At 52.2% G+C, this 14283-nt stretch carries 9 protein-coding genes; 2 read left to right on the top strand and 7 right to left on the bottom strand.

Annotated features, from left to right (window positions below):
• Window position 1: 1 nt before the first annotated feature.
• From BAQU_RS06015 to purT, 7 genes are all read right to left on the bottom strand, one after another.
• Window positions 2-1084: a permease gene (locus tag BAQU_RS06015; RefSeq protein WP_094693593.1), complete on the bottom strand. Its 1083-nt coding sequence runs from the start codon at window positions 1082-1084 to the stop codon at window positions 2-4.
• 38 nt (window positions 1085-1122) lie between these two features.
• Window positions 1123-2400 carry a phosphoribosylamine--glycine ligase gene (gene purD, locus BAQU_RS06010; RefSeq protein ID WP_094693591.1) on the bottom strand — a complete coding sequence of 426 codons (1278 nt, stop codon included), beginning with the start codon at window positions 2398-2400 and terminating at the stop codon, window positions 1123-1125.
• Window positions 2401-2541: 141 nt separating this feature from the next.
• Window positions 2542-3582: a phosphoribosylformylglycinamidine cyclo-ligase gene (purM, locus tag BAQU_RS06005; protein ID WP_094693589.1), complete on the bottom strand. Its 1041-nt coding sequence runs from the start codon at window positions 3580-3582 to the stop codon at window positions 2542-2544.
• A 108-nt stretch (window positions 3583-3690) separates the two neighbouring features.
• Window positions 3691-5199 carry an amidophosphoribosyltransferase gene (purF, locus tag BAQU_RS06000; RefSeq protein ID WP_094693587.1) on the bottom strand — a complete coding sequence of 503 codons (1509 nt, stop codon included), beginning with the start codon at window positions 5197-5199 and terminating at the stop codon, window positions 3691-3693.
• Window positions 5200-5414: 215 nt separating this feature from the next.
• On the bottom strand, window positions 5415-9176 hold the full coding sequence (locus BAQU_RS05995; RefSeq protein ID WP_094693585.1) for a phosphoribosylformylglycinamidine synthase: 3762 nt from the start codon (window positions 9174-9176) through the stop codon (window positions 5415-5417).
• A gap of 170 nt (window positions 9177-9346) precedes the next feature.
• Window positions 9347-10129 carry a phosphoribosylaminoimidazolesuccinocarboxamide synthase gene (purC, locus tag BAQU_RS05990; RefSeq protein WP_094693583.1) on the bottom strand — a complete coding sequence of 261 codons (783 nt, stop codon included), beginning with the start codon at window positions 10127-10129 and terminating at the stop codon, window positions 9347-9349.
• 245 nt (window positions 10130-10374) lie between these two features.
• Window positions 10375-11670 (bottom strand): formate-dependent phosphoribosylglycinamide formyltransferase, encoded by a 1296-nt coding sequence (gene purT, locus BAQU_RS05985; RefSeq protein ID WP_094693581.1) that lies wholly within the window; start codon window positions 11668-11670, stop codon window positions 10375-10377.
• A 77-nt stretch (window positions 11671-11747) separates the two neighbouring features.
• On the opposite strand from purT, the gene BAQU_RS05980 reads away from it, so the two are divergent.
• Complete coding sequence (locus BAQU_RS05980; protein ID WP_094693579.1) at window positions 11748-12773, top strand: SDR family NAD(P)-dependent oxidoreductase; 1026 nt, start codon at window positions 11748-11750, stop codon at window positions 12771-12773.
• A 140-nt stretch (window positions 12774-12913) separates the two neighbouring features.
• Window positions 12914-14080: a pyridoxal phosphate-dependent aminotransferase gene (locus tag BAQU_RS05975; RefSeq protein ID WP_415453845.1), complete on the top strand. Its 1167-nt coding sequence runs from the start codon at window positions 12914-12916 to the stop codon at window positions 14078-14080.
• The last annotated feature ends 203 nt before the right edge of the window (window positions 14081-14283 follow it).

The raw sequence follows: 14283 nt of genomic DNA, 5'->3' as shown, positions 1-14283 counted from the left end.
TCTATAGCCTCATGATTCCTGCAAGAATCACCATTGCGGTGAAACATACGACAATCGTGGTGAGTGTCAGACGCAGCACAAATCGTTTGGTGAACAATGCCCTGAGCATCAATAAGTTCTTGATATCAAGTATGGGGCCGAAAACCAGAAATCCCAGCACAGCAGGAACCGGAAACATGGTGCCAAAGCCCCGCGCGATAACCGCATCGGAAGATGAGCACAGAGAGCTTACAAACGCAAGCGCCATCATGAAGGAGATGGCAATGATCGATCCACGGTTCTGCAGCCAACCTGGGACATTTGACCCGCCAAGGACCTGTATGCATGATGCGAGCATAATGCCCATCAGCATGTAGGGAACAATCTGGAACATATCGTGGTAGGCATGCTGCATAAAGGCTTTCAGGCGTTCCAGTGCGCCTATGCCCGAGGAATTCTCGCCCCGTTCTTGTGATTGTGATGACGCAGGCATATCCATACCACGCATCCGAACTGCAGGTGCACCGTTCAGCGGCCTGAGAACGGAAAGCGTATGCGGCAAGATCACAAAGCTTAACCCAATAATCAGCGAAACGATGATGCCAAAGATAAAGCGCAGCAGTGTCATATACGGCTTGTCGGGAAATGCAAACCAGGTTGACCAGATGACCACAGGATTGATGATTGGCGCAGCACAGAGAAACACCACCGCTGACGGCAGCGGAATGCCCTTGTGAATCATGCGGGCGAAGACCGGAACCGTCGCACAGTCACACACAGGAGTGCATAGGCCTAGGAACAGAGCGACGAACATGCCACCGGCTGCTGAACGCGGAAAATGCTGATTGATGAAGTCCTTGGTGATGAAAGTCTCGATGCCGGACGACACGAGAATGCCAATGAGCAGAAAAGGGAAAGCTTGTAGCAGCAGACCGATAGCTCCCGAGAGAATGGAAGAAACGGGGATTCCAGTAGAGTCAAGCAGGGGAGCAGCCAGAATGAACATGGCAATGGCAAGGACAGCCACCAAAAAGTGCTGAAAATCAAACCCGTGCCTGGTCTTTTGCGTTCCTGCCTGAATCACATCGGTTATTGTACTACCCATTGACCAATGCTGGCAGAGTGCCTTCGGCAGAGGTGAAACTATGCGTCAAGTGCCTTACTGCCGATATCATGACGATAGAACAGACCGGGCGTATCGATGGCATCGAGCGTGGCATAGACGTTCTTCTGCGCATCTGCGATATCTGTGCCCGTTGTTTCGACCAAAAGCACGCGACCGGAGGAAGCGACGAGCTTGCCCTTGCCGTCTGCATCGCCCGAGACTCCTGCGTAATATACGTGCGTATTCTCGTCAGCATCAATATCCGGCACGGGCGCACCGGTAACTACATCCTCAGGATAACCATCTGAAGCGAGTATCACGCCAATGGTCGTCGAGTCGTTGTCCCAAGTGAAGCTGGGCTTGTCGCCGTGAAGAAGCGCAGACATGGCATCACCAAAATCCGAGGTGAGTCTTGGCAGCACGACTTCCGTCTCGGGATCGCCGAATCGGGCATTGAACTCAATGACCTTGGGGCCCTGCGCCGTGTCGATCAATCCCGCATAGAGAATGCCTTGGAACGGCACACCTTCATCGACCATGGCCTCCACTGTCGGTTTGATGATCGTATCGATGGCGGTCCTGACACTTTCCTTGCTGATTTGCGGCACGGGACTATAGGCACCCATACCTCCGGTGTTTGGACCCTTGTCACCATCATAGGCACGTTTATGATCCTGAGAGATGGGCATCGGCCAGAACTCGGTGCCACGCACGAAGCTCATCAGTGAGAATTCCTGTCCTTCGAGGAAATCCTCGACAACGACCTTGGTGCCTGCAGCGCCAAAGCGATGGTCCAGAAAGATTTCCTTCAACGCTTCCTGCGCTTGCGTCTCAGTAGTGGCGACTGTCACGCCTTTGCCTGCAGCCAGGCCATCAGCCTTGATGACGATTGGAGTACCGTGTTCCGCAACATACATGCTGGCGCGTTCCAAATCATCGAATGTCTCGTATTGTGCCGTGGGAATGCTGTGACGCGCCATCAGCTGCTTGGCATAATCTTTGGAACCCTCGATCTGTGCAGCTGCCTTGTTCGGTCCGAATGCCTTGATGCCGGCGGATTCGAAATCGTCGACGATGCCTTCGATCAGAGGAACCTCTGGCCCTATGAACACCCAGTCGATATCATTGTCATTGACGAATTCGATGAGTGCTGCTTGATTGCTGGGGGAGAGCTGCGTGGTACGAATGCCGTCACGTTCCATTCCGGGGTTGCCTGGAGCGCACACGACTTCATCCACGCTCTCGCCCTTGAGCAGCGTCTGGGCAACCACATGCTCGCGTGCGCCCGAACCGATAATCAACACTTTCTGTCCCATGATGTTCCTTCCCGCGGTATTTCCGCGCAGTTATGGCATCGAAACGGCCTGTTCGTGTCGGCCAATATACGTTGCATCTGCCGTGTGCCGTGGTGAGTGTCCAAGCAATCAGATTCAGACACTCACCACGGCATGATTCGATCAGATGCCGTGACGCAATTCGACTCTTGCTCCATTGTCCTTGACGATTCGTCCGACGATATAGTGTGGTTCGTTCTCTGCGTCAAGCAGCCTGACGACTTCCGCCACAGATCCTGGCGCAACCATGAGCACCATGCCGATACCCATGTTGAAGATGTTATACATTTCAAGATCATCGACATGTCCGTATTGCTGAAGAATTTTGAAGATAGGAGGAACGTCCCAGCTGTCGATATCGAACGCGGCTGCAAGACCTTCGGGAATGATGCGTGGCACCTTTTCTACGAATGATCCGCCCGTGATGTGTGCGACACCGTGCAGAACGTCACTTGCGAACAGTGGCTTGAGAGCCTTCGCATAGATCTTGGTAGGTTTGAGCAATTCCTCGCCAAGAGTCTCGTCGCCGAGCTCTTCGAGCCTGGAATTGACATCGAGGCCACCATCCTTGAACAATGCCTTGCGAATCAGTGAGAAGCCATTGGAATGAACGCCCGATGACGGCAGTCCGATGATGACATCGCCCTGCTCGATCGCACTTCCGTCAATGAGTTTGTCCTTTTCGACGACACCGACCGTAAAACCAGCGAGATCGTATTCGTCGGCATCGTACATGTCTGGCATTTCGGCGGTTTCGCCACCAACAAGTGCCGCTCCAGCCTGCATGCATCCGTCTGCGACACCTTTGACGACCTGTTCCAAAAGCTCTGGATCGTTCTTGCCACATGCGATGTAGTCAAGGAAGAACAGGGGTTCTGCGCCTTGTGCAACGATGTCGTTGACGCACATGGCAACGCAATCGATGCCTATGCTGTCATGCTTGTGCGCTGCCTTGGCAACCATGAGCTTGGTGCCAACACCATCGGTGCCTGAAACGAGCACTGGTTGGCTGTATCCCAGAGCCGAAAGATCGAAGGTTCCGCCAAAACCGCCGATGCCACCCGCGCCCTTGCGCGCTGTGCGGGCAACATGTTGTTGGATCCGTTCAACGACTTCGTATCCAGCTTCGACGCTGACCCCTGCATTCTCATATGCTGTGGGCATGACGTGTGTCTCCTATCGGTTCGGTAATAACTATTGATTGAGTTGTATGTTGTTATTGCTGCAACAATTGTGTCTGGATTGCTCGATTACAGCCATAGCCGCGAGAAGCTATGCAGTGGCATAGCTTCTCGCAAATTCATTATCTGTATAGTGGCTGTTGCTCTTGGCGAAATGTGTGATGCGTCTGCGATCTTCCGGTGTCAGTGCAGCAAGAAAATCATCCTCATAGTCATCGAGTCTGGTCGGATAGTCACCGTTGAAATATGCCACGCATAGACCGCCGTATGGTGCCGGGTCATGCATGCCAATGCAGTCGACAAGACCTTTGACGCTGAGGAACTTGAGTGAGTCCGCACCAATATATTCGCGGATCTCTTCAACGGATTTCTTCGCGGCGATCAGTTCCGAACTGCGTTGGATGTCAATGCCGTAATAGCAAGGGTATTTGAGTGGTGGCGAGGCGATGCGCATATGAACCTCGGTGGCACTTGCCTCTCTGAGCAGCTGCACGATTCGACGTGATGTTGTGCCACGAACGATGCTGTCGTCAATCACGATGACGCGTTTGCCCGCTACGACACCGCGCACTGCGGCGAGCTTCATGCGCACACCCTGTTCGCGCAGTTCCTGCGTCGGCTGAATGAAGGTACGTGCAACATACTGATTCTTGATCAGACCCATCTCATTAGGGATGCCGCTCTTCTCTGCATAGCCGGATGCTGCTGAAAGCGAGGAGTTGGGAACGCCGATGACCATGTCGGCATCGACCGGATCCTCCTCTGCCAGACGTGCGCCCATGCGCTTACGTGCAGAATGCACGTTGATGCCATAGATGTTGGAATCTGGGCGTGCAAAATAGATGAATTCCATCGAGCAGATGGCAAGCTGGGTGTTTTCCGTATATTTCTCAATGTGATAGCCTGAATCGTCAACGATAACGATTTCACCGGGGCGGATGTCGCGGACGAGTTCCGCGCCGACGATATCGAGTGCGCAGGTTTCCGATGCCAGTATGTAAGCGCCATTCTTCATGCGACCGAGCGAGAGTGGACGGAACCCGTTGGGGTCAAGGGCACCGATTATGCTGTTTTCCGTCATCAGAAGGTAGGCGAAACCGCCATGAACCTGATTCAATGCCACCTTGAGCTGGTCAATGAAGTTCTTGCCTGGTGCACGACGGATGAGGTGCATCAGAATCTCAGTATCAGAGTTGGAGTGGAAGATTGCGCCTTCACTCTCCAAGGTCTGCTTCAATGTTGTGCAGTTGGTGAGATTGCCGTTGTGGCACAGAGCGACATCACCGTCATGAAAGCGGAAGATAAATGGCTGTATGTTGTCGATCGAGCCAGAACCGGCAGTTGCATAGCGCACGTGACCTATGGTCTTGGAACCTTTGAGTCTTGTTATTTCAGCCTCATCCGAGAATACCTGGGTGAGTAGTCCAAGACCTCGATGGCCGACCAGCTTGCCATCGTCATTCGATACGATTCCTGCACCTTCCTGACCCCGGTGTTGCAGAGCGTGTAGACCAAAATATGTAAGTCGAGCTGCATCTGGATGGCCCCAGACACCAAATACACCACATTCTTCATGCAAGCCTTCAAGCTCAGCAGACATGACACCAGCTCCTTCCAAAAAATGAGGGAATAGAAGGAATTTGCTTCCTTACCAACGATACCAACAGCGTGTTACAAGCTTTTGGGACTCGAGACGATGACTTCTGTGGCCTTTTTTTGAAAAACTCGCGCCACGGACTCGTTTTTCCGACGGAATTGCGCCATTTTTGAAGCCATGTTCCGAAAAAAGGCAACAAAACTCGCAATCCCAATCGATCATGCCCTGAAATAGTCAACTCCGCCCTCGATAAGAGGCTGACGAACGTCTGCACCGGGAACGTTCTGGTACAAACCGTTTCCTGAACGCTCGGTATGAGCCATCTTGCCGAGGATGCGACCATCAGGACTCGTGATGCCCTCGATGGACATGACTGATCCGTTTGGGTTCACGTCCAGATCCATGGAAGGAACACCAACGGCGTCAACATACTGTGTTGCAATCTGACCGTTACCAGCCAAACGATGCAGCATGTCAGTGCCTGCAACAAAGCGTCCATCTCCATGGGAAATGGCAATGGTATGAGTATCTCCTACCTCTGAGCGACTCAGCCAAGGAGACAGCGTTGAACTGATGCGTGTATGAATGAGTTTGCTCTGATGACGGCCAATGGCGTTGTAAGTCAAGGTTGGGCTTGCCTTCGTCATGGGCACAATGTCGCCATATGGCACCAGTCCGAGTTTTACCAATGCTTGGAAACCATTGCAAATGCCGAGGATCAGGCCATCTCTGTTGTTGAGGAGATCACGAACGGCTTCGGTGATGGCAGGGGAGCGGAAGAAGTCCGCGATGAACTTAGCCGATCCATCAGGTTCATCGCCACCCGAGAAGCCTCCGGGAAGCATTATGATTTGACTGTTATGTATGGCATCCTCAAGCGCCTGAGTGCTTTGCATAACATCGCTTGGTGTGAGATTGCGAATTACCAGAGTGGATGCTTTTGCTCCTGCTCGTTCGAATGCTCGAATGGTGTCAAACTCGCAATTGGTTCCGGGAAACACCGGAATGATGACGCGAGGATTGGCGGTGTGCTGAACCTTGGAGCGCGAACGAGCTGCATGTGCATCATTACGAGCAGCAGGATTGGTGAAACTGATCGCCTTGACCTTAAGCTCCTCGGCTGATTTGTTGCTGCGGTATGGGAAAACACCTTCAAGCTGATGTTCCCAATCTTCTTGAAGTCTTGAAAGGTCAACGCTTTCATTATCCATAGCGAACTGATATTCCTCGGTGGTTGCACCAATCTCTTGTACAACAGCCATGCCTGTGGATTCAGGGATATCCGTATCATCGGGAAGCTCGATGATGAAGCTGCCATATGCAGGCAGGAAGAGAGAATCCGACTGAATATTGTCATTCAAGTGCAGACCGATATGATTGCCAAGCGTCATGTCAAAGAGCATCGCCGCCGTGCAGCCATATCCTGGGGTTGACACTGCAAGGGTCTTGCCTTCATCAATCAGTTTCTCGACGATGGCGATGGAATCGGTCAGACCCTTGATCTCGGGAGTCATGTTATCTGGCAGGTAACGTGGTGTCACGCGGATCAGTCGACTTCCGGCCTTCTTGAATTCAGGGGACATGATATGAGAGAGTGTACCGACTGCAACGGCGAAGCTGATCAGTGTTGGAGGAACATCAAGCTTTTCAAAGCTGCCGCTCATGGAATCCTTGCCGCCGATTGCTCCGACCCCCAGATCGATCTGAGCGCTCAACGCTCCCAACACGCTGGCGAATGGTTTGCCCCACCGTTCGGGAGAACTCCCGAGCTTCTCGAAATATTCCTGAAGCGAAAGATACATGTCTTGCTTGTGGAATCCCGCCGCAACCAGCTTTGCAACGCTTTCAATCACTGCCAGATATGCGCCGGTGTATTGATTCTTCTCGGTGATATATGGGTTAAAGCCCCAAGCCATGCCACTGACTGTCGTTGTTTCGCCGGCTACTGGGAATTTTGCAACCATTGCCATACTGGTGGTGAGCTGCCTGCGACCACCAAAAGGCATCAGTACAGTCGAGGCACCGATAGTGCTGTCAAAGCGTTCGGAAAGACCATTGTTCGAGCACACATTCAGATCGGTGACAAGTGCGTGCAGACGCTCCTCCAGATTCCTGCCATTCCACGCAGTCTGATACTCCGATGGATGTTCGACGTGCACGTCGGCCTGTTTGGGCGCACCGTTTGAGGCGAGGAATTTGCGACTGATATCAACGATGGTATCGCCTTTCCACACCATACGAAGGCGCTTCTCTTCGGTCACCTGTGCAACGACGGTTGCCTCCAGATTCTCTTCACGGACATATCCCATGAATTCGTCGACGTCATTGGAGTCAAGGGCCACGGCCATACGTTCCTGGCTTTCGGAAATGGCGAGTTCCGTGCCATTTAATCCCTCATATTTCTTCTTGACGGCATCGAGGTTAATCAACAAGCCGTCAGCCAGCTCTCCGGTGGCAACGGAGACACCACCGGCACCGAAATCGTTGCAACGCTTGATCAGTTTGGCCGCGTCTCCTCGACGGAACAGCCGTTGCAGTTTGCGCTCAACGATGGGGTTTCCCTTCTGCACCTCTGCGCCACAATCCTCAAGGCTTTCGGCATTTTGAGACTTGGAAGCGCCCGTGGCCCCGCCTATGCCATCGCGTCCTGTTCGACCGCCGAGCAAAATGATGCTGTCACCAGGAGTCGGGGTTTCGCGGCGAACATGGTTCGCAGGAGTGGCACCCACCACGGCACCGACCTCCATGCGCTTGGCGACATAACCTGGATGGTAGATTTCGTGGACCTGACCGGTTGCCAGTCCAATCTGGTTGCCATAGGACGAATATCCTTCAGCGGCGGTCGTAACGATCTTGCGTTGGGGAAGCTTACCCTGCAACGTTTGGCTCACTGGTGTCCGCGGATCAGCGGCACCGGTGAGCCGCATCGCCTGATACACATAGCTTCTACCGGAAAGCGGGTCACGGATCGCTCCGCCGATGCAGGTTGCCGCGCCACCGAATGGTTCTATTTCCGTTGGATGATTGTGAGTTTCGTTCTTGAAGAGGAAGAGCCAATCCTGCTGTTCACCGTCAACATCGACCTTGGTCTTGACAGTGCAGGCATTGATTTCTTCGGATTCGTCAAGATTCTTGAGGATTCCCTTGGATTTGAGATATTTGGCACCAATCGTCGCCATATCCATCAGGCAGCGCGGCTTCTCGTCGCGGCCAAGTTCGTGCCTCATCGACTGATAACGCTTGAATGCCGCCTGTACTGTTGCATCGTCGATGGTGACGGACTTGAGCTCAGTGCCGAATGTCGTATGACGGCAATGGTCGGACCAATAGGTATCGATAACCTTGATCTCGGTGATGCTCGGGTCGCGCTTTTCCTCGCGGAAATAGTCTTGGCAGAACGCAAGATCGTCCACATCCATGGCCAGATCGCGATTGGCGATCATATCGAGCAGACCAGCCTCGTCGAGCTCTCTGAATCCAGCGAGGATCTCGACCTTCGATGGCTGAGCAAGATGCAGATCTAAGGAATCACGTTCCGCCAGCGATGCTTCACGAGCCTCGACCGGGTTGATGACATATGATTTTACTGCTTCGATGTCAGAGGCTGTCAGATCGCCATCGAGAGCGTAGATGGTTGCCGGACGAACTGTTGGTCGCTCGCCCTGACTGATCAGCTGGATGCATTCGCTGGCGGACTCCGCGCGTTGATCGAACTGACCGGGAAGGTATTCAACCGCAAAGGTTGTGGAGATTGGCAGCACAGGCAGTTCATAGGTGACGGTGTCGCTCTGTGGCTCACTGAATACTGTTGGTACGCAGGTATCAAATAGTTTCCTGGAGATTCCCTCAACATCGTACCGATTGATGACGCGCAGACTGCGCAATCCAGAAATACCCAAAATGGATGTCAACTCATGTGCAAGATGCTGAGCCTCAACATCGAACCCCGAACTTTTTTCGACATACACGCGAAAGACCAAGGTAAATTCCTCTCATGACCATTCCGGGCAGAGCCACGGAAGTTATTCCTACAGCTATTGTTCAGTGGTTAATAATGTGTGATGAAGAATTGCTTCCAAACAAGTAGGAACGGTGAAGCACCGTAATGCAGCCTCACCGCTCCCTCACATATTCAATGCATGGTTTTGAATCAGTCTTCTGCAATGTCAGATTGACTTTGCGACTCATCAAGTGTTGTGAGTCTATCGAGAATCTCTTCGTATGCAGGAATGATGCTTCCCAAGTCTCTGCGGAAGATGTCTTTGTCGAGATGCTCAATTGAAACGCCTTCTGACTTTTCGTTGGCAACTCCAGCATTTCTCGTGTCCCACAGGCGGCAGGTATCGGGAGTGATCTCATCGGCAAGAAGAATCATGCCGTCACTGGTCGTTCCCATTTCAATCTTGAAGTCAACGAGCTTTACGTCAATGGCCGTGAACATGGAGCGCAGCGCCTGATTGATTTCTCGGGCCTTGGCAGAAATGATTTCCAACTGTTCCCAATTTGCAAGCTGAAGGGAGAGGATGTCGTCGTTGTTGATGAACGGATCATTCAGCGGATCACTTTTATAGAAGAATTCAAGCACTGGAGTGGAGAGCTCCGTGCCCTCCTTGATGCCGTAACGCTTGGCGAAGGAGCCGGCAGCGACATTACGCATAACGATTTCGAGGGGGAACATGGACATCTTGCGCACAAGCTGATCGGTGTTCGACAAACGTTTTACAAAATGGCTTGCGATGCCTTTTTTCCGCAGGAGCTTGAAAATCAGCGACGTGATGGTATTGTTCAGCTGGCCTTTACCGGCGATCTGTTCCTTTTTGGCTCCGTTACCGGCCGTTGCCTGATTCATATATTCAACCCACAGAATATCTGGGTCCTCGGTTGCATATAGTTTCTTGGCTTTACCTTCGTAAAGCAACTCCCTTTTCTCCATTGCTAGCCTTTCTGATGCTGCGTGATCGGATATTCGGAGTACATGAATGGTGAATGAACAAAGCAAAGACTATCAATGACGTGCTACAAGAAGGTGACATAAATTCTTTCTTTCATTGTGAACTTCTCGAAGTACAGAACGAAAAAAACAGCTGAATTTCATCGAAATTTCTTCGTTTTTGGGCGCTTATACTTCGAGAAGTTCACAATGAACAATTGATATGTTCTTGATGCTCATCATTCCTTTCAAAGCAGGGTGATGTGGAGGCTTTCGAGGATGTTCTGTGTCTTTTCCCTCGCTTCGGCAACCGTGGGAGCGGTGGAAAGTGCTACGCCCATTCTTCTATGACCATGCACGTTGGGTTTGCCGAAAAGTCTCAGATCAGTGTCTTCAGTCGAAAGGGCATGCTCAACTCCGGAAAACACGACTTCTGCGTTGCCGTGAACCACAATTGCACGGCTCGCTGCAGTTGTGCCTTCTGGGATGGTGAGTCGAGTGTCGGATTGAGATACGGGGATGCCCAGTACGGCACGGGCATGAAGCGCAAATTCACTCAAACGCTGTGACATAATCGTGACCATGCCAGTATCGTGTGGACGTGGGGAGACTTCGTTGAACAACAAGGATCCATCCTTGAGAACGAACAGTTCAACGCCGAACACTCCCCATCCTGGTTCATTGTGCTGATGTGAGATGTCCACCAAACCATCCACTATTTGGACAGCCAAGTCATGTGCCCTATCGAGCACTTCCTGATCAAGGCCTACTGGTTGCCATGATTCACGATAATCGCCATCTTCCTGACGCTGGCCTATCGCCTGACACGTTACGACTCCAGCCGAAGAGCTGACGGTAAGTACTGTAAGTTCTGATTCCAAGGGTGCAAATGCTTCGACAATGACACGCGAAACCTCGTCATCATCGGCTGCGCGACGACCATGCTGAGCCTCAGTCCATGAGGATTCTAAATCATCAGGGGTATGCGCAACCGACTGCCCATGTCCCGAGGAGCTCATAATTGGTTTGATAACGCAGGGGAATCCAACGGCCTGCGCTCCAGCGACCAGTTCGTCAAGACTGCCGGCGAAACGGTAGGGAGTCGTTGGCAATCCCAATGTTTCATGCGCCAGAACGCGAAGTCGCTCACGATCCATACAGATTGCCGCAATCTGTGAGCTCGGCGTGACCTGAATTCCCGCGTCGACGGCCTTGCGTAGTTCCTGCGTGGCGATGGCCTCCACCTCTGGAATGATGATATCGGGCTGAATCTCGTCAATGAGTGCATCGAGCTGATCGGGATTGGCCATGTCAAGCACACGCGCCTCATGTGCAATTTGAGCTGCAGGTGCTCCCTCATAGCTGTCCGCGGCACATACCCAAGCTCCCAGGCGCATGAGTTCGATTGCAATCTCCTTGCCCAGCTCGCCTGAACCGAGCATGAGAATTTTTGTACGCTGTGTGCCTAATGGAGAACCAAGTGCATGATTGTTCACGATCTGAGCTGCTTTCAAAAGGGGAAGATGGTGAGTGATATCGCTCATGCTGTCATTATGCCCGTGAGGGTCTATTTTCTGCCGTAATTCACACGATCATCGACTGCTTCAACTAGCATGGGGGCATGATTGAAGCAAAATCGTTTGTGGAAAGCATCGGCAGTGCCTTGAACGGGATGGTTCAAGGCCTTGGGCAGCAACATGCCGATTCGTTTGAAGCGTGTTCAAGAAGGCTTCTCAACTCGATGGCACTCGGTGAAAAGTTTGACAGACAAAGGAATGTCGTAGCGCGGGGACGTCGCTCTGACCGTCGTTTTGTCGGTGCTCGTGTCGTCATCACCGGAGCTGGTTCCGGCATCGGACGGTGCATGGCAGAGGAGATTGCGGCCGAGGGTGGCAGAGTCGCCCTATGGGGATGGCACAAGACCAACATTCAGGAAGTAGCCGATAAGCTCAATGAGCAATATGGCACGGCGAATCATCCGATAGCATTCCCTTTCAGAGTCGATGTTTCTCAGGCTCCTGCGGTGAACCGCACAGCGAAGCGAACAATCGCCGCATTGGGTGGGGTCAATGTGGTGATCAATAACGCAGGCATCATCAGCGGCAAACCCTTCAAGGAACTGGATGATAGAAGCGTTCGTCAGACCTTTGGTGTCAATGGCATGGCGATGTTCTGGGTGACGAAGGCTTTCCTCAACGAACTTGAGAAGCATCGCAGAGCATATATTGTCAATGTCGCCTCAATCGCGGGTTTCGTTTCCGTTGCAGGCCAAACGGATTATTCAGCAAGCAAATGCGCAGCAGTTGGCTTCACCAATGCGCTGAGAGCGGAATTGAAGCATGAGCACGCTTCAGTCAAGACGTTGCTGGTCTGCCCCTATTATATCGACACAGGCATGTTTTCGGGCGTGGAAGCTGGTCTGCTCCGCCAGGCGATGCACATGCTCAGCACTGAAACTGTGGCCCACTCGATTGTCAATGCCATTGCAAAGGGCAAGGAACGGCTGTTCATCCCCAAGATTGGCGAGCTCGCCACCGTGTTCAATGCCATGCCTGTCTCGTTAGCGGACCGTCTGCTTGAAGTCATGCACGCGAACAATGCCATGACACATTTTGTTGGCAAACGAGAGACACAACAACGTGAATAATCACGAAGACGAACGGATTCAAGCTATTTTTGAGGTAAGGGCGATTGCTCATGAGTGAGGCAGCATTGAATATGGAACACATGGTGAACGCAGAACAGGTGGCGCAGGATCCATCGGACGGCGATTTCAAGCTCGACAGCATGATCGCCATGCGAGCCCAGCATATTCCTGGCAATCCCTTTGCCATGGGCGATGCCCGAGTCGCTCGAGCGGTTGCGAACGGTGAAGATGTCATCGATTTGAGCAAGGGCAACCCAGATGGGCAGCCGCCAGAGTTTATGGTCGATGAGGCCATCCGCGCGACGCATGACCCGGAAGATTTTCGTTACACGGCGTTCAATGGCAAGCCGGCATTCTTGCAGGCGGCGGCATCGTGGTACCAACGCGAACATGGCATTGATCTCGATTCGAAAACTCAACTGCTCGCGGTCAGTGGCGCTTCGGTTGGGATTGGGCTTGTTATTCTTACCCTGATCAATCCTGGCGACCTTGTTGTGGTTCCAGGCCCGTATTATCCGCAATATGAGGGTTCGACAGCTGTTGCACAAGGCCGTTTGCACGCAATTCCAACCGATGAGGAACATGACTTTCTTCCAGATCTTGATGCTGTGGATGAATCCGTATGGAGCCAAACCAAGTTGCTGATTCTCAATTATCCCAATAACCCCACCGGTGCCGTCGCCAACCCGGAATTCTTTGCGAAAGCGGTCGCGCTCGCTAAACGCTATCACTTCATCATCATGCATGATTTTGCCTATGCGGGCATCGGTTTTGATGAAAAGGCTCCCATCAGTCTGCTTGAAACGCCGGGTGCAATGGATGTTTCCGTGGAGCTATGCTCCCTGTCGAAGATGTACATGGTTGCAGGGTGGCGTGGCGGTTTCATCGCAGGGAATCCAGTACTCATGGATGCCATCAAATGCTTGAATCTGCAGACCACGCTGCTTGTCACCTCTACGGTTTTGGATGCGGGAGCCGCTGCTCTCAACAGCGATCAGGCTTCAGTCCGTGTTCTCGCTGCACGATACAGGAAGCGTTTTGAAACCTTGAAGGCAGGGCTCGCAAAAGCTGGGCTGCATCTCTGTGAATCTCACGGGGGTCTCTTTGCCTGGATGAGAGTTCCGCAAGGTGAAAATGACCGTGACTTTACAACATGGTTGCTTCATACAGCAGGAATCGCCGTCTTGGCAGGTTCGGACTTTGGCCCAACGGGTGCCGGCTTTGTGCGTCTGAGTCTTTTGAAGCCTGAATCTGAGCTCGCTGAAGCCACGAGAAGAATCAGCGCTGCCATGCAACAGCGGCATTGAATGCTTCATGACGCGTTTTTTGAATACAGCGCCGTTCATTGTGAACTTCTCAAAGTATAGAGACTTGGGAAGGGGCTAAATTCGACGTAAATTGTTCTGATTTAGGTCGATAAACAGCTTGGATACTTTGTGAAGTTCACAATGAAATTCGATACGCCAACGAACTGAACATTTACTGCATGTATAATATTCTCTTACTCAAG

This window comes from Bifidobacterium aquikefiri (assembly GCF_002259795.1).
In the GTDB taxonomy this organism is placed as follows: Bacteria; Actinomycetota; Actinomycetes; order Actinomycetales; family Bifidobacteriaceae; genus Bombiscardovia; species Bombiscardovia aquikefiri.
The sequence above is the reverse complement of the archived record's forward strand: the minus strand, read 5'-3'. Positions and strand labels throughout refer to the sequence as shown.

What these genes read in the sequence shown, in the direction of transcription:
- BAQU_RS06015 (WP_094693593.1), bottom strand. Translation starts at nt 1,084, where the DNA reads ATGGGTAGTACAATAACCGATGTGATTCAGGCAGGAACGCAAAAGACC.
- purD (WP_094693591.1), bottom strand. Translation starts at nt 2,400, where the DNA reads ATGGGACAGAAAGTGTTGATTATCGGTTCGGGCGCACGCGAGCATGTG.
- purM (WP_094693589.1), bottom strand. Translation starts at nt 3,582, where the DNA reads ATGCCCACAGCATATGAGAATGCAGGGGTCAGCGTCGAAGCTGGATAC.
- purF (WP_094693587.1), bottom strand. Translation starts at nt 5,199, where the DNA reads ATGTCTGCTGAGCTTGAAGGCTTGCATGAAGAATGTGGTGTATTTGGT.
- purC (WP_094693583.1), bottom strand. Translation starts at nt 10,129, where the DNA reads ATGGAGAAAAGGGAGTTGCTTTACGAAGGTAAAGCCAAGAAACTATAT.
- purT (WP_094693581.1), bottom strand. Translation starts at nt 11,670, where the DNA reads ATGAGCGATATCACTCACCATCTTCCCCTTTTGAAAGCAGCTCAGATC.
- BAQU_RS05980 (WP_094693579.1), top strand. Translation starts at nt 11,748, where the DNA reads ATGATTGAAGCAAAATCGTTTGTGGAAAGCATCGGCAGTGCCTTGAAC.
- BAQU_RS05975 (WP_415453845.1), top strand. Translation starts at nt 12,914, where the DNA reads ATGATCGCCATGCGAGCCCAGCATATTCCTGGCAATCCCTTTGCCATG.